The organism is Halomarina ordinaria, assembly GCF_030553305.1.
GTDB lineage: Archaea > Halobacteriota > Halobacteria > Halobacteriales > Haloarculaceae > Halomarina > Halomarina ordinaria.
On the sequence record NZ_JARRAH010000003.1, the window covers coordinates 16,377 to 31,013 of the forward strand.

Consider the following 14,637-nt stretch of genomic DNA (forward strand, 5'->3'; position numbering starts at 1 on the left):
TTGTGGTCCATCGGTCGGGCGTCGCGCGCAGCCGTGCGCTGCGGACGCGGTACGCTACCAGCGCGGGACGACTCCGACGACGTATTACAACAGTACAGTCGTAATACCAACTTACCCGTACGTGAGATTGATCTCGATGACGTTGGCCGTGCTCTTGATGAGCCGCGGGAGTTCCTCGGTGAACCACTCCCCGCGCATGCGGCTCTTCGGCCCCGAGACGCTCACGCCCCCCACGACGGTGTCGTCGGTGACGATGGGGGCGGCGACGCACTGGAGACCCTTGAGTCGCTCCTCGCGGTCGAATGCGTGTCCCTGCTCCTTGACGGCCTCGAGTTCCGCGAACAGTTCGTCGCGGTCGGTGATGGTGTGAGGCGTCGCCGCCGGGAGGCCGTGCTGGTCGATGATGGCGTCGACGCGCTCTTCGGGCAGGTGCGCCATGACCGCCTTGCCGAACGCCATCGTGTGGAGGTGGACGCGCTTCCCCTCGTAGGTGTCCATGTGGACCGCGTCCGACCCCTTCTCCCGGTAGATGAAGACGCCGCGACCGTGCTCCTCGACGAGGAGGTTCACCATCTCGTCGGTCTGCTCGGCGAGCTTGTCTATCTCCGGGGGGCCGACCCGCGAGAGGAGCCGTCGGTTGCGAGCGTACTCGCCGAGGTGGAGGAAGCGCAGGCCGACGTCGTAGGTACCGTCGCGCTTCACGACGTACTCGTTGCGTTCGAGCGTCGTCAGGTGGTTGTAGACGGTGCTCTTGGGCAGTTCGAGGTGATGTGCCAGTTCCGTCACCCCCGCTCCCTTGCGTTCCATGAGCGCCTCGATGATCCGAAAGCTGGTTTCGGTCGCTTGCACCGTCGGGGCGTTCGATTGCATAGCGTGTCTTCGCTGGTCGCACCCTTAGCTCCTCTGGCGAATCACACGTTCAGAAGAGCTGAACAGAATATATAGGAAAGTATGTCTGTGTTTACTACGTAGTAGTCTGAAAATAGAAACTACCACACTGCCCGTGAAAGACGGACGGATGGGCCGCCCGTTCGGTTCTGTTCGTGTCACTCTACTGTACTCCCGACCAACTGTTCACTCAGGCTGAACGGACGCGACCTCGACACTACTCGAACTGAACTGTAAAAGTACAAACTTCGTCCAACGTGCTTTCGATTCATTGTCCGTTACGTTAATGAACGTCCTCTCTGGGGTTGGAACGTCCGATAGAGGGCCGTTCAGTTGTGTGACTCGTCGACGTGTCCCACGCTCGACGGTCCCTCGGTGCGCGTGGCGGCCCGTCACTCTGCGGCCGATACTGCTCCGACAGGTTCGCTTAATATCCCGGGTCTCACTGTATCCCGTACGTTCGACCATGATACTTACGCACGTCGACGGGGGCCGGTGAGGGTGGCCGACGACGACAACGCCATCGCGGGGTTCACCATGCTCGCCCACGGGACGTTCCACACCTACGAGCTGTCGATTCCCATCTTCATCGTCATCTGGCTCGACGTCTTCGACGTCTCCGCGGCCGTCCTCGGGACCGTCATCGGTCTCGGCTACGGCCTCATCGGCGTCGGGGCGGTCCCCAGCGGTATCCTCGCGGACCGGTTCGGGTCGCGGACGCTCATCGTCGCGAGCGTCGTCGGTATGGCCGGGGGGTTCTTCCTGTTGAGCCTGGCGCCGAACGTCTACGTGCTGGCGCTCGCCATCATGCTCTGGGGGATGGCGGCGAGCATCTACCACCCCGCCGGCCTCTCGCTCATCAGCCGGTGTGCGACCGAGCGCGGGACCGTCTTCGCGTACCACGGCGTCGGCGGGAACGTCGGGACGGCGCTCGGCCCGCTCGTCGCGGCCCTCCTGCTCGTGTTCCTCGACTGGCAGTGGGTGGTCCGACTGCTCGCGCTCCCGGCCATCCCCGTCGTCCTCTTCGGGTCACGCATCAGCTTCGACGAGGCCATCGAGCCGTCCTCGACCGACGGCGGGAACGACTCGTTCGACCTCCGGTCCGTCCTCTCGCAGTCGCGCCTGCTGTTCACCGCCGGCTTCACGCTCGCGTTCGTCGTCGTCCTCCTCTACGGGACGTACTACCGCGGGTTGTTGACCTTCCTGCCGGACATGATCGCCGACCTCCCCCTGTTCGAGCCTATCTCCCTGTACGGTCGGACCGCGGAACCCGCCCAGTACGTCTACACCGGCCTGCTGATGGTGGGCATCCTCGGGCAGTACACGGGTGGGCGCGTCACCGACCACGTGCGGACGGAGTACGCGTTGCTCGCCGCGCTCGCGGCGCTGTCCGCCCTGGCGTTCGTCTTCCTGCCGTCGTCGACGCTCGGCGTCGCGCCGTTCCTGGTCGTCTGCGCGCTGCTCGGGTTCACCCTCTACGCGACGGCCCCCATCTATCAGGTCGTCATCGCGGAACGGGCCGACGAGACCGTCCACGGGCTCTCCTACGGCTTCACCTACCTCGGGATGTTCGGCATCGGCTCCGCCGGGGCGGCGCTCGCCGGGGCGCTGCTCACCTACTTCGACGCGCCGGTCCTGCTCGGGGTGCTCGGCGCCATCGCGGCGGCCGCGGCGCTCCTCTGCGTGGTGCTCCTCCGGCGAGCGTGAGCGCACGCCCGACCCGAGGTCCGTTCGCCGCGTCGCTCAGGCGACGCGGTTCCTGAGTTCCTCGCCGTCCTGGTAGCGCGCGACGTTCTCCTTCACCAGGTCCGCGATGTCGAGGTGGTAGCGGTTCGTCGCCGACCCCTTGTGCGGCGTGATGATGACCTCCTCCATGTCCCACAGCGGCGAGGACTCGGGCAGCGGTTCCGTCTCGAAGACGTCCGCGCCGGCGCCGGCGATGGCCCCCGACTCCAGCGCCGAGACGAGCGCCGACTCGTCGACGATGGGGCCGCGGGCGACGTTGACGAGGTAGGCGTCCTCGCGCATCGCGTCGAACTCCGCCTCGGCGAACAGGCCGTCGGTCGCCGGCGTGTGCGGCAGGGCGATGGCGACGAAACGGGCGTCGGCGACGGCGTCGTGCAGTTCGTCGGGGTCGAACAGTTCGGAGACGCCGGGGACGGGGTCGTCCGAGCGGCGCACCCCGACGACGTCCATGCCGAGCGCGTCGGCCCGCCGGGCGATGCCCTCCCCGATGGTGCCGAGGCCGACGACGCACAGGCGCTCGTTCTCGACGGTGAACGGGCGTTCGTAGTCGGGGGTGTACCACGCTCGCTCCCCCTGGTGGTCCCGGTAGAGGTGGAGGAGGCGGGCGAACGAGAGCATGAGGCCGACGGCCACCTCCCCGACGGTCGCGCCGTGGATACCGCTGCTGTTGGTCAGCGGGATGCCGGCGGCCTCGTACGCTTCGGTGTCGAACTCGTCGTACCCGGCGCGGGCGCAGTGGACCCACCCCGCGTCGAGGTACTCCGGCCGCGGCACGTAGGAGACGACGCCGTCGGTCGCCTCGTACTCCCGGCCGTCCCCGACGAGTTCGACCGGAATCGAGAGGTCGTCGAACGCCTCGACGAAGTCGTGCTTGGGGATGACGTTGTCGACCGACTCGTGGACGTACAGCTGTTCGAGGGGGGGCCGTTCGGACATGGTCGGCGGGTGCGGAGTGGACCGTATTGAAGCTTTCGAGGGGGCGGCGCGGCCATCCGGACGCGTGACCGGGGAAGGGGCAATTATCCGCACGAGTAGAAGGCTTTATGACCTCGGTGAAGAAGGACTGTAGATAATCGCCGGAGCGAAGTGAATCTCATGGATGTAAACACCGCAATCGCGAACGTACTGAAAGAGGAAGGAATCGACTACCTGCTCGGGTTCCCGAGCAACCCCCTGTTCGACACCGGCATCGCCGAGGACGTCGGCATCCGGACCATCATCACCCGCCAGGAACGTACCGCGGCCCACATGGCCGACGCCATCGGGCGGCTCTCCTCGGGCGACGACATCGCCGCGTTCGCCTGTCAGCACGGCCCGGGGACCGAGAACTCCATCGGCGGCATCGCCCAGGCCTACGGCGAGTCCGCCCCGATGGTCGCCATCCCCGCCGGCTACGACCGGGCGAAGACGGACGTCGACCCCAAGTTCAACTCGCTGCTCAACTACCAGCACGTCAGCAAGTCCTGCGAACAGCTCACCGACCCCGACGCCGTCGGCGAGACGATGCGCCGGGCGTTCAGCGCGGCGCGCAACGGCCGCCCCCGCCCCGCCGTCGTCGAGGTCCCGAAGGACGTGTTCTGGGAGGACGTCCCGAGCGGCCTCGACTACACGACCACCTCCGCGAGCCGCTCGGGGCCCGACCCCGAGAACGTCGAGTCGGTCGCCGACGTCCTCGCGGACGCCGAGCGGCCGGTCATCTACGCCGGCCAGGGCGTCCACTACGCGAAGGGCTGGGACGCGCTGACGGAACTCGCCGAGACGCTCGAGGCACCGGTCGCGACCAGCCTCAACGGCAAGAGCGCGTTCCCCGAGGACCACCCGCTCTCGCTCGGCGCCGGCAGCAAGAGCGAACCGGGGCAGCTCGCACACTTCCTGCGCGAGGCGGACGTCATCTTCGGCATCGGCTGCAGCTTCACCCAGACCGCCTACGGTATCACCGTCCCCGAGGGCAAGACCGTCGTCCACGCGACGCTCGACCCCACCGACATCAACAAGGACGTCGAGGCGGCGCACTCGCTCGTCGGCGACGCGAAGCTCACCCTCGAGGCGCTCGTCGAGGCGGTCGACGGTCGCGTCGAGGCGGACCGCGGTCGCTTCGACGACGTCGCCGCCGAGATCGAAGAGGTCCGGTCGGCGTGGCTCGCCGAGTGGGAGGGGAAGCTCACCTCCGAGGAGACGCCCATCAACCCCTACCGCGTCATCCACGAGCTGACGAACGTCGTCGACGCGAGCGAGACCATCATCACGGCCGACGCCGGCAACCCGCGTGACTTCCTCGCGCCGTTCTACGAGTGCACGGAGCCGCTCACGTACATCGGCTGGGGGAAGACCACGCAGCTCGGCTACGGCCTCGGGCTGGCGCTGGGCGCGAAGCTCTACCAGCCGGAGAAGCTCTGCATCAACATCATGGGCGACGGTGCCATCGGGATGACCGGCCTCGACTTCGAGACGGCCGTCCGCGAGGACCTCCCCATCCTGACCATCCACCTCAACAACTACGAGATGGCGTCCTACGACACGCCGTTCGGCGGCGACTTCGCCGACGTCGGGAAGGCGCTCGGCGGCTACGGCGAGCGCGTCGAGGACCCCGAGGAGGTCGCCCCGGCCCTCGAACGCGCCATCGAGAAGACGGAGGAGGGGACGCCCGCGCTGCTGGAGTTCATCACGGCCAAGGAGACGGAGCTGTCGCGGCCCGACCTCGAGTAGCGTCGCCCTCACGGGCGGCTCGATTCCTTCGCGCTCTGGCCTGTCCCGTCGGTGAACGGCGGTGCGCTCCGCTCTTCGAGACAGCGTCGCCGACGGGAACGTTTAAGCGGGGAACCCGGCATTGTCGTCTCATGGGTACCGAGAACACGGCTCGCGACCGGATACTGGACGGCATCACCGTCGTCGACCTGACGACGTTCGTGACCGGCGGCTTCGCCACCCTGATGCTCGCGAACCAGGGCGCGGAGGTCATCAAGGTCGAGCGTCCCGGCGCGGGCGACGACAGCCGCCACTCCGGCCCGCCGTTCGTCTCGACGGAGGGGTACGACGGCCCCGGGCGGTCGGCGTCCGACCACGGCGAGTCGCCGTACTTCTGGACGGTCAACTACGACAAGAAGAGCGTCGAACTGAACCTGAAGTCCGAGGCCGGCCTGAACGCGCTGTTCGACCTCATCGAGGAGGCGGACGTGGTCGTCGAGAACTTCCGTCCCGGCACCGCCGAACGCCTCGGTGTCGGCTACGAGAACGTCCGGGCCGTCAACGAGGACGTCGTCTACTGTTCCATCTCGGCGTTCGGCGAGACCGGGCCGTGGAGCGCGCGCCCGGGGTACGACCTGCTCGTCCAGGGGATGAGCGGCATCATGAGCGTCACCGGGCCGGAGGACGGCGACCCCGCGAAGGTGGGCCTCCCCCAGACGGACCTCATCACGGCGATGTGGGCCGCCTTCGGCATCCTCGGCGCGCTCTACCGCCGCGAGCGGACGGGCGAGGGCGAGCGCGTCGAACTCGGCATGCTCGACGCGGCGCTCCCGTGGCTCACCAAGCAGGCGGCGAAGGCGTTCGTCGGCGAGGCCCCCGGTCGCATGGGGACGAAAGACCCCGTCATCGCCCCCTACCAGAGCTACCCCACGGCCGACGGCTACGTCAACGTCGCCTGCGGCAACCAGAAGCTCTGGGAGGAGTTCTGCGAGGGTATCGGCCGGGAGGACCTCCTCTCCGACGAGCGCTTCACCTCGAACCCCGACCGGGTCGAGCACATGGACGAACTGGAGGCGGAACTCTCGGCGACGCTCCGCGAGCGCCCGACCGACGAGTGGGTCGACCTGCTCGCCGACGAGCGCGGCCTCCCGGTCGGCCCCGTCTACGAGGTGGGCGAGGCGCTCGACAACGAGCAGGTGAACGCGCGCGGCGTCGTCCGGACGCTCGAACACCCCGCCGCGGGCGAGATGCCCGTCATCGAACACCCGCTGAACTTCACGAGCGCGGAGAGCGGCTTCGAGGAGGCGCCGCCGCTGCTGGGCGAGGACACCGAGTCGGTGCTCCGGGCGGCGGGCTACGACGACCACGACATCGAGGCGCTCCGCGAGGCGGACGGCATTCCCGACCGGGAGTAACCGGTCTCCAACACGCCCTGCCGGCGATGGCGCAACAGTTATGTGCGACGACTGGTTGGGTGTAACACACACGCGGCGCCCGTCGTCGAGCACCCGAGCGCCGTCGCACGTCGTCGTTTTCCCACCGGTCGGGCCGACGGTCGACCGGGGACTGACGACCGACGACGAGCGACCGACACTGCCTCCGCGGCGGGCGTGACGACGCTGCAACACCACAGTCGAGTATAAATGGGAACACGCAACCAGACAGCAGACGGCGACCCGGCGACCGACAGTCGGGCGAACTACGACTACCGAAACGACACGACCGACCGGCCGGGCCTCGTCACGGACCTGGAGGCACGCGTCTCCGGCGACGTCCGCTTCGACGAGTACTCGAAGCAACTGTACGCGACCGACGCGAGCGCCTACGAGGTGACGCCCATCGGCGTCGTCTACCCCACGTCGACCGACGACGTGGCGTCGGTGATGACCTACTGTGCCGCCCGAAAGATACCCGTCCTCCCGCGCGGCGGCGGGACGAGCCTCGCGGGCCAGGCGGTCAACGAGGCCGTCGTCCTCGACTTCTCCCGGTACATGGACCGGATGGTCGACGTCGACCCGGAGGCGCGTCTGGCGCGGGCACAGTCGGGCATCACCCTCGGCGAACTCGACCGGACGCTCGAACCCCACGGGCTGAAGTTCGCGCCCGACCCGTCGACGGCCGACCGGAGCGCCCTCGGCGGCGCCATCGGCAACAACACGACCGGGGCGCACTCGCTGCTCTACGGCAAGACCGACGCCTACGTCGAGGAGATAGAGGCCGTCCTCGCCGACGGGAGCGTCGTCACCTTCGGAGAGCTGTCGGTCGAGGAACTGCGCGAGAAGGCCGACCCCGACGCCGACCTCGAAGCCGGCATCTACCACGAAGTCGTCCGGGTCATCGACGAGGAGGCCGAGGCCGTCGACGAGCGCTACCCGAGCCTGAAGCGCAACGTCTCCGGCTACAACCTCGACGTCCTCGTCGACGAGGCCCGGGAGGGGACGGTGAACCTCGCGCGCCTGCTGGTCGGCAGCGAGGGGACGCTCGCCATCGTCACCGAGGCGACCGTCTCGCTCGAACCCATCCCGGAGACGAAGGCGCTCGGACTGCTCACCTACCACAGCCTCATCGACGCGATGGACGACGTCGCCGCCATCCTCGACCACGAACCGGCCGCGGTCGAGGTGCTCGACGGCGTGCTGGTCGAACTCGCGCGCGGCCTGGAGGAGTTCAAGGACGTCATCGGCATCCTCCCCGACGAGACGGACACCTTCCTGCTGGTCGAGTTCTACGCCGACAGCGACGAGGAGCGCCGCGAGCGCGTCGAGGCGCTGCTCGCGGACCGCGTCGGCGACCTGGCGTTCGACGGCCTGGAGGCGTACGACCCCGCCACACAGAAGTCGTTCTGGAAGATGCGCAAGGCGTCGACGCCCATCCTGCTCTCGCGGACGGGCGACGAGAAGCACATCGCCTTCATCGAGGACATCGCCATCCCGCCGGAACACCTCACCGCCTACACCGCGGACTTCCAGCAGATATTCGAGGACCACGACACGTTCGGCAGTTTCTACGCCCACGCCGGACCGGGTTGCATGCACGTCCGTCCGCTCATCAACACGAAGACCGCCGAGGGCGTCGAGACGATGGTCTCCATCTCCGACGCGGCGACCGACCTCGCCGTGAAGTACGGCGGGTCGGTCTCTGGTGAGCACGGCGACGGCCGCGCCCGGACCCAGTGGAACCACAAGCTCTACGGCGACCACCTCTGGAACGTCTTTCGCGACCTGAAGTCGGCGTTCGACCCCGACTGGCTGCTCAATCCCGGGTCGGTCTGCGGCGACTTCGACATGAGCGAGAACCTCCGCTTCGGCCCCGAGTACGACTTCGAGGCGGGCTTCGACCCGACGCTCAACTGGGAGAACGAGAACGGCTTCCAGGGGATGGTCGAACTCTGTCACGGCTGCGGCGGCTGTCGCACCAGCCAGGAGGGGGCCGGCGGGGTGATGTGCCCGACCTACCGTGCCTCCCGGGAGGAGATAACGTCGACGCGCGGGCGGGCGAACATGCTCCGTCAGGCCATGAGCGGCGACCTCCCGGAGGAGGAACACCTCGACGTGGAGTTCATGCACGAGGTGCTCGACCTCTGTGTCGGCTGCAAGGGCTGTGCGAAGGATTGCCCGAGCGAGGTCGACATGGCCAAGATGAAGGTGGAAGTCGAGAACGAGTACCAGCAGCGCCACGGCTCCAGCCTCCGTACGAAGCTCTTCGCGAACATCGACCGCCTCTCGGTACTCGGCAGCGCCTTCGCCCCCGTCTCGAACTGGGCGAGCAAGGTGCCGGGGTCGCGCCTCCTCATGGAGAAGACCGTCGGCATCGCCCGCGAGCGCTCGCTTCCCGAGTTCCACCGCGAGTCGATGGTCGACTGGTTCGAGGCCCGCGGCGGGTCGCGCGTCTCGCGCGCGGAGGCCGACCGGAGCGTCCTGCTCTTTCCCGACACGTACACCAACTACAACAGCCCGAAGGCGGGGAAGGCGGCCGTTCGCGTCCTCGAAGCCGCGAACGTCCACGTCCGGGTTCCCGACGACGTGACCGGGAGCGGTCGGCCCGCCCACTCCAAGGGACTGCTCGGGAAGTCGCGCGAGCAGGCCCGAGAGAACGTCCGGGCGCTCGCCCCCGAGGTCCGCGACGGGTGGGACGTCGTCGTCGTCGAGCCGTCGGACGCCGTCATGCTCCAGTCTGACTACCTCGACCTCCTCTCGGGGAGCGACGTCGAGACGGTCGCGGCCAACGCCTACGGCGTCATGGAGTACCTCGACACCCACCGCCTCGACGAGGCCATCGAGTTCGGTGCGGTGAGCGAGTCGCTCACCTACCACGGCCACTGTCACCAGAAGGCGACGAAGAAGGACCACCACGCGGTGGGCGTCCTCCGCCGTGCCGGGTACGCCGTCGACCCGCTCGACTCGTCGTGCTGCGGGATGGCCGGGACGTTCGGTTACGAGGCCGAACACTACTCCATGAGTCAGGCCATCGGGAACATGCTGTTCGAGCAGATAGCCGAGAGCGACGGGGACAGCGTCACCGCGCCCGGCGCGTCCTGCCAGACACAGATCGGCGACCACGAGGGCGAGAAGCCGCCCCACCCCGTCGAGAAACTCGCCGCCGCGCTGGCCTAGAGGCCCAGAATCCGTTTCGGGTTCTCGTAGACGACGTTTCGCACGTCTCCCGGGTCGACGCCCAGTCTGAGGAGGTCGAGCGTCATCCGCCGCATCGTCAGCGCCGCGTCGTCGGCGTACAGCCCCGCGAGGAGGTCCGAGTCGACGAGCACGCGCTCGGAGCCGTACGCCTCGATGACGCCGGCGACGTCCTCGGGGCCGACGGCCTCCGTCTTCCGGACCAGCGAGAAGCTCAGGTAACAGCCCGTCTCCTCGAGGACGTACTCGGCGATGTCGGGGTGACCGTGGTCGATGACGACCTGTTCGTGGGCGAGGCCGGCCTCGTCGGCGACGGCCACGTCCATCTCGGCCGCCTGCCGCTTGGCGGTGGGGAGGTCGAACGTCGGGGCGGGGTCGGCGTCCGGAGCGCCCCCGTAGTCGAACTTGTGGGAGAACGTCCGCCCGAACTGCGCGGGCACCGACCCCGGCCCCTCGCGGTTGCCCGGCGTGTGGAGGATGACCGGCAGGTCCTGTTCGTCGGCGACGTGCATCTGTTCGCGGAGCACGTCTCGCTGGTCCTCGATGGGCCACGCGCTGACCGACTGCACCGGGTCGATGCCCGTCTCGCCGATGGCGACCACTTCGTCTAACTCGCAGTAGTCGGGGAGCACCGCCAGCAGGTCGTCGGTCCCCTCGATTCGCGCGCCGAAGTGGATGCCCGTCGCGAGGTGGACGTCGAAGAAGTGGTTGCGCGACACCTCGCCGGCCCGGCGGAGCGCCTCGTCCCAGAGGAACCGCCAGTCGTCGGGCTGGATGGGCCGGTAGGGGACCTGGAAGTACGACGCCGCTATCATGACCACCGCGTGGGCCCCGCTGGCGTCCATCTTCTCGTGGTGCTCCCAGCTCAGCGTCCCGGTGTGCTGGTGGATGTCTATCCAGGGGATGTCCTTCGCCTCGGGGGGGTAGGGGCGCTCGTAGTCGGCCGCCTCGTCGCTGATGGCCGCCGTCGGTCGCTTCGTTGGGTAGTCACTGTCTCCCATGTGAGAGTCGAGAGGGAGAAGGAGGTATTAACCGTGGGTGGTCGTGGTCGGCGCTCCGCCGTCAGGGCGAGCGGTCGCCGAACGCGCCGTCGGTCGTCCACTCGTCGAGGCTCGTCTGGTCGCCGGCCACCTCGGCGAACACCTCGTCGGTGTGCTCGCCCAGTCGGGGGGCGGGCGTCCGGACCGTCGCGTCGTAGTCCGGGAAGTTGACGGGGTGGCCGGGCAGGAGACACGACCCCCAGTCCGGGTCGTCGTGTTCGACGACGAGGTTCCGGGCGCGGCTCTGTTCGTGGTCCGCGATGTCGGCCACGTCGTTGATGGGGCCGTTGGGGAAGCCGTACTCCGTGAGCCGGTCGAGCCAGTGGTCGGTCGGCTCCCCCGCGAACTCCTCCTGGATGATTCCCGTGACCGTCTCCTCGTTGGCCTGGCGGTCGTCGTTCGTCGGGTAGTCGCGTAGCTCCTCGCGGCCGAGCATGTCGACGAAGTCGCCCCAGCGGTCGTCGCTCGGGACGCCCGTGACGACGTAGCCGTCGGCCGTCTCGAACACCTGGTACGGGACGAGCGTCTGGTGGGTCGTCCCCTGGGGACCGGGGACCTCGCCGGTCATCGAGTAGTTCGTCAGGTACTCGTTCATGAGGACGACGATGGAGTCGAACAGGCCGACGTCGAACTTGCCGGTGAAGTCCTCTGCGACCCGGTCGCGCTCGTAGAGCCGTGCGAGGATACCGATAGCCGCGAACATCCCCGTCGTGAGGTCGCCGATGGCCTGCCCGACCTTCACGGGGTCGCCGCCCTCCGGCCCGGTGACGCTCATGATGCCGCCCTCCGCCTGGAGGATGAGGTCGAGGCCGGGCTTCTCGCGCAGCGGACCGGTCTCGCCGTAGCCCTTGATACTGGCGTAGACGATGTCCGGGTTCAGCGAGGTGACGTCGTCGTAGCCGATGCCGAGTTTGTCGGTGACGCCGTAGCCGAAGTTCTCGACGAAGACGTCCGCCTCGGCCAGCAGGGAGAGCGCGGCGTCGGTGCCGGCGTCGGTCTTGAGGTCGAGCGTGACCGAGCGTTTGTTCCGGTTGTTCGCCATGAAGTAGCCGGACTTGCCGTCGGGGCCGACCCCCTGGCTCCGGGAGGGGTCGCCCACGCCGGGGCGCTCTATCTTGACGACGTCGGCGCCCATGTCGGCGAGCAGCGCGCCGCAGAACGGGCCGGCGCGGTGGCCGGTCATCTCGACGACCCGGAGGTCGCCGAGCGGGCCCTCACTCATCGCCCTCGTTGAACTCGTCGACCAGGCGCTCGCGCTCCTCGGTGGCGAACTGCTCCCACCAGAGGTCGGCCTCGAACTCGCGGGCGGTCGCCTCGTCGGGGGCCTGTGCGGCCTGGTTGAGCGCGCGCTTCGAGTTCTTCACCGCGAGGCGACCGGTGTCCTGGATGCCGTCGATGATGCTCTGGACGGTGGCGTCGAGGTCCTCGCGGGGGACGGCGTGGTTGACGAGGCCGATGCGTTCGGCCTCGTCGGCGTCGATGAACCCGGCGGTGTAGACGAGTTCCTTCGCCTTCGCCTCGCCGACGAGTTCGATGGCGCGGCGGTTCGACCCGCCGGTGGGAATCTGGCCGATGTTCGCGGTGGGGACGCCGAACTTCGCGTCCTCGACGGCGACGCGGAGGTCGCAGTACATCGCGAGGATGAGGCCGCCGCCGACGCAGTAGCCGTTGATCTTCGCGATGACCGGCGCGTGACACTCCCGCGTCTTGCGGTACATGTCGTAGAAGAGGTCCTGGCGGTCGCGCTGTCTGGGGTCGTGTTCCTCGGGGGTGCCCGCGTACTCCGTGATGTCGGCGCCGGCGGAGAACGCCTTCTCCCCCTCCCCGGTGAGGACGACGACGTCGATGGAGCGGTCGAGTTGAATCTCGTCGAACGCCCGGGTGACGTCGTGCATGACGTCGTCGTTCAGGGCGTTGTACACCTCCGGGCGGTGGAACTCGAGGGTCGCGACACCGTCTTCGACGTCGACGGTGATACTCTCGTAGGCCGAGTAGCGTGCCATGTGTCTGCAGGCCGTGGGGGGGAGAAAAAGATTATGTCATCGCCCTCCCCTGATTCGGCAGTTGCTGACGACATCCCAAGCCTTTAGCCCTTCTCGTCGGCTCTGAAAGGTATGTCTTACCGGATAGCGACCATTCCCGGGGACGGTATCGGCCCGGAAGTCGTCGACGCGACGCTCCCGCTCTTCCAGACCGCCGCGAACACCCACGGCGTGGACGTCGAGTTCGTCGGCTACGACTGGGGGAGCCAGCGCTACCTCGAGGAGGGGGCGATGATGCCCGACGACGGCCTCGACCACCTAGCGGACAAGGACTCCATCCTGCTCGGCGCCGTCGGTCACCCGGAGGTCCCCGACCACGTGACGCTCCACGGCCTCCTGCTCCCGATTCGCAAGGGCTTCAACCAGCAGGTGTGCAAGCGTCCCGCCATCCTCTTCGACGGCGTCGAGAGCCCCCTCCGGGGGTACGAGGGCGGCGACATCGAGTTCACCGTCTTCCGCGAGAACACCGAGGGCGAGTACTCCGACATCGGCGGGCGCGAGCACGTCGGCTTCGACCACGAGGTGGCGGTCCAGAGCGCGATGTTCACGCGGGCCGGCACGGAGGCCATCCTCCGGGCCGCGTTCGAGGCCGCCCGGGAGCGCGAGGGGCACCTGACGAGCATCACGAAGTCGAACGCGCAGGCGTTCAGCATGGTGTTCTGGGACGAGGTCGTCGCCGAGGTGGCGGCGGACTACCCCGACGTGGAGGTGGAGAGCCTGCTGGTCGACGCCGCCAGCATGGACTTCATCCGCCGCCCCGAGGAGTTCGACGTGGTCGTCGCCTCCAACCTCTTCGGCGACATCCTCACCGACATCGGTGCCATCGTCACCGGGAGCATGGGGCTCGCACCGTCGGGCAACATCAACGTCGACGGCGACTACCCCTCGATGTTCGAACCGGTCCACGGGAGCGCCCCCGACATCGTCGGACAGGGCGTCGCGAACCCGCTCGCGACGGTGCTCTCCGGCGCGATGCTGTTCGAAGACCTCGGCGAGGAGGCCGTCTCGGAGGCGCTCTGGGCGGCGGTGCGCGACCTCCTCGCGGACGGGGACGCGCCCCGGACGCCGGACCTCGGCGGCGACGCGTCGACGGTCGACGTCGTCGCGGCGCTGGAGACACGGCTCTGAGCGAGCGGCGGTCGAAGGAACGGGAGTCGTCTCTACTGGTCGGTGTCGGGTTTCACCATGACGACGGGCGTCTCGGCCGAGAGGATGACCGACTGGGAGACGCTCCCGAAGAGCGCCTTCCCGACCGCCGAGCGCTTGCGCCCCGCGACGACGATGTACTCGGCTCCCACCCGCGTCGCGTAGCTGACGATTTCGTCGGCCGGGTCGCCGACCAGCCCGACGGGCTCGGCGTCCGCGTCGGCGTCCTGTATCGCTTCGGTGGCGATTTCGGTGGCGATGGCCTCTATCTCCTCGACCGGGACGGCGGAGCCGGTCTCGCTGACGTTCGTCCGCTGGAGCGAGACGAACTCGTCCCGCGTCAGGACGTGTACCGCGTGGACGGGTTCGTCGAACGCCTCCCCGAGGCGTCGGGCCTCCGCGATGATATCGCTCGCTCGGTCGGTCCGGTCGACTGCTGCAACGATTGGCATGGTACCC

Annotated in this window: 11 protein-coding genes; 5 read left to right on the plus strand and 6 right to left on the minus strand. The window is 68.2% G+C overall.

The window, feature by feature from the left end; genetic code table 11:
- Positions 1–111: 111 nt before the first annotated feature.
- Positions 112–870, minus strand: coding sequence for an IclR family transcriptional regulator (locus tag P1Y20_RS16120; RefSeq protein WP_304449732.1), 759 nt, complete (start codon positions 868–870; stop codon positions 112–114).
- A 519-nt stretch (positions 871–1,389) separates the two neighbouring features.
- Between P1Y20_RS16120 and P1Y20_RS16125 the strand changes: the two genes are divergently transcribed.
- Complete coding sequence (locus P1Y20_RS16125; RefSeq protein WP_304449733.1) at positions 1,390–2,595, plus strand: MFS transporter; 1,206 nt, start codon at positions 1,390–1,392, stop codon at positions 2,593–2,595.
- A gap of 36 nt (positions 2,596–2,631) precedes the next feature.
- Here P1Y20_RS16125 and ddh read toward each other — a convergent pair whose 3' ends face one another.
- Positions 2,632–3,570 (minus strand): D-2-hydroxyacid dehydrogenase, encoded by a 939-nt coding sequence (gene ddh / locus P1Y20_RS16130; protein ID WP_304449734.1) that lies wholly within the window; start codon positions 3,568–3,570, stop codon positions 2,632–2,634.
- A gap of 150 nt (positions 3,571–3,720) precedes the next feature.
- Between ddh and P1Y20_RS16135 the strand changes: the two genes are divergently transcribed.
- The 3 genes from P1Y20_RS16135 (at position 3,721) to P1Y20_RS16145 (ending at position 9,932) form a co-directional block, all read left to right on the plus strand.
- Entirely contained in the window at positions 3,721–5,340 is a 1,620-nt protein-coding gene (locus P1Y20_RS16135; protein ID WP_304449735.1) for a thiamine pyrophosphate-requiring protein, read from the plus strand.
- A gap of 131 nt (positions 5,341–5,471) precedes the next feature.
- A complete protein-coding gene (locus P1Y20_RS16140) occupies positions 5,472–6,734 on the plus strand; it encodes a CaiB/BaiF CoA transferase family protein (RefSeq protein WP_304449736.1) in 1,263 nt (420 codons plus the stop codon).
- A gap of 228 nt (positions 6,735–6,962) precedes the next feature.
- A complete protein-coding gene (locus P1Y20_RS16145; RefSeq protein ID WP_304449737.1) occupies positions 6,963–9,932 on the plus strand; it encodes an FAD-binding and (Fe-S)-binding domain-containing protein in 2,970 nt (989 codons plus the stop codon).
- Here the strand turns inward: P1Y20_RS16145 and P1Y20_RS16150 are convergent.
- The 3 genes from P1Y20_RS16150 to P1Y20_RS16160 form a co-directional block, all read right to left on the minus strand.
- The gene (locus tag P1Y20_RS16150; RefSeq protein WP_304449738.1) at positions 9,929–10,951 is read right to left on the minus strand and encodes a TatD family hydrolase; all 1,023 of its coding nucleotides are present in this window, start codon (positions 10,949–10,951) and stop codon (positions 9,929–9,931) included. The genes P1Y20_RS16145 and P1Y20_RS16150 overlap by 4 nt on opposite strands.
- Before the next feature lie 61 nt (positions 10,952–11,012).
- Positions 11,013–12,212, minus strand: a complete 1,200-nt coding sequence (locus P1Y20_RS16155) for a CaiB/BaiF CoA transferase family protein (protein WP_304449739.1) — start codon at positions 12,210–12,212, stop codon at positions 11,013–11,015.
- A complete protein-coding gene (locus P1Y20_RS16160; RefSeq protein ID WP_304449740.1) occupies positions 12,205–12,993 on the minus strand; it encodes an enoyl-CoA hydratase/isomerase family protein in 789 nt (262 codons plus the stop codon). Before P1Y20_RS16160 ends, P1Y20_RS16155 begins: the two co-directional genes overlap by 8 nt.
- 111 nt (positions 12,994–13,104) lie before the next feature.
- Here P1Y20_RS16160 and P1Y20_RS16165 point away from each other — a divergent pair, with 111 nt between their 5' ends.
- Complete coding sequence (locus tag P1Y20_RS16165; protein ID WP_304449741.1) at positions 13,105–14,160, plus strand: isocitrate/isopropylmalate dehydrogenase family protein; 1,056 nt, start codon at positions 13,105–13,107, stop codon at positions 14,158–14,160.
- Positions 14,161–14,192: 32 nt separating this feature from the next.
- On the opposite strand, the gene P1Y20_RS16170 is transcribed toward P1Y20_RS16165, so the two are convergent.
- Positions 14,193–14,630, minus strand: coding sequence for a universal stress protein (locus P1Y20_RS16170; RefSeq protein WP_304449742.1), 438 nt, complete (start codon positions 14,628–14,630; stop codon positions 14,193–14,195).
- Positions 14,631–14,637 lie beyond the last annotated feature (7 nt).

Excerpts from the sequence above, each read along its gene's own strand:
- P1Y20_RS16145 (WP_304449737.1), top strand. The coding sequence starts at position 6,963 with ATGGGAACACGCAACCAGACAGCAGACGGCGACCCGGCGACCGACAGT.
- ddh (WP_304449734.1), bottom strand. The coding sequence starts at position 3,570 with ATGTCCGAACGGCCCCCCCTCGAACAGCTGTACGTCCACGAGTCGGTC.
- P1Y20_RS16120 (WP_304449732.1), bottom strand. The coding sequence starts at position 870 with ATGCAATCGAACGCCCCGACGGTGCAAGCGACCGAAACCAGCTTTCGG.
- P1Y20_RS16165 (WP_304449741.1), top strand. The coding sequence starts at position 13,105 with ATGTCTTACCGGATAGCGACCATTCCCGGGGACGGTATCGGCCCGGAA.
- P1Y20_RS16170 (WP_304449742.1), bottom strand. The coding sequence starts at position 14,630 with ATGCCAATCGTTGCAGCAGTCGACCGGACCGACCGAGCGAGCGATATC.
- P1Y20_RS16140 (WP_304449736.1), top strand. The coding sequence starts at position 5,472 with ATGGGTACCGAGAACACGGCTCGCGACCGGATACTGGACGGCATCACC.
- P1Y20_RS16155 (WP_304449739.1), bottom strand. The coding sequence starts at position 12,212 with ATGAGTGAGGGCCCGCTCGGCGACCTCCGGGTCGTCGAGATGACCGGC.
- P1Y20_RS16150 (WP_304449738.1), bottom strand. The coding sequence starts at position 10,951 with ATGGGAGACAGTGACTACCCAACGAAGCGACCGACGGCGGCCATCAGC.
- P1Y20_RS16160 (WP_304449740.1), bottom strand. The coding sequence starts at position 12,993 with ATGGCACGCTACTCGGCCTACGAGAGTATCACCGTCGACGTCGAAGAC.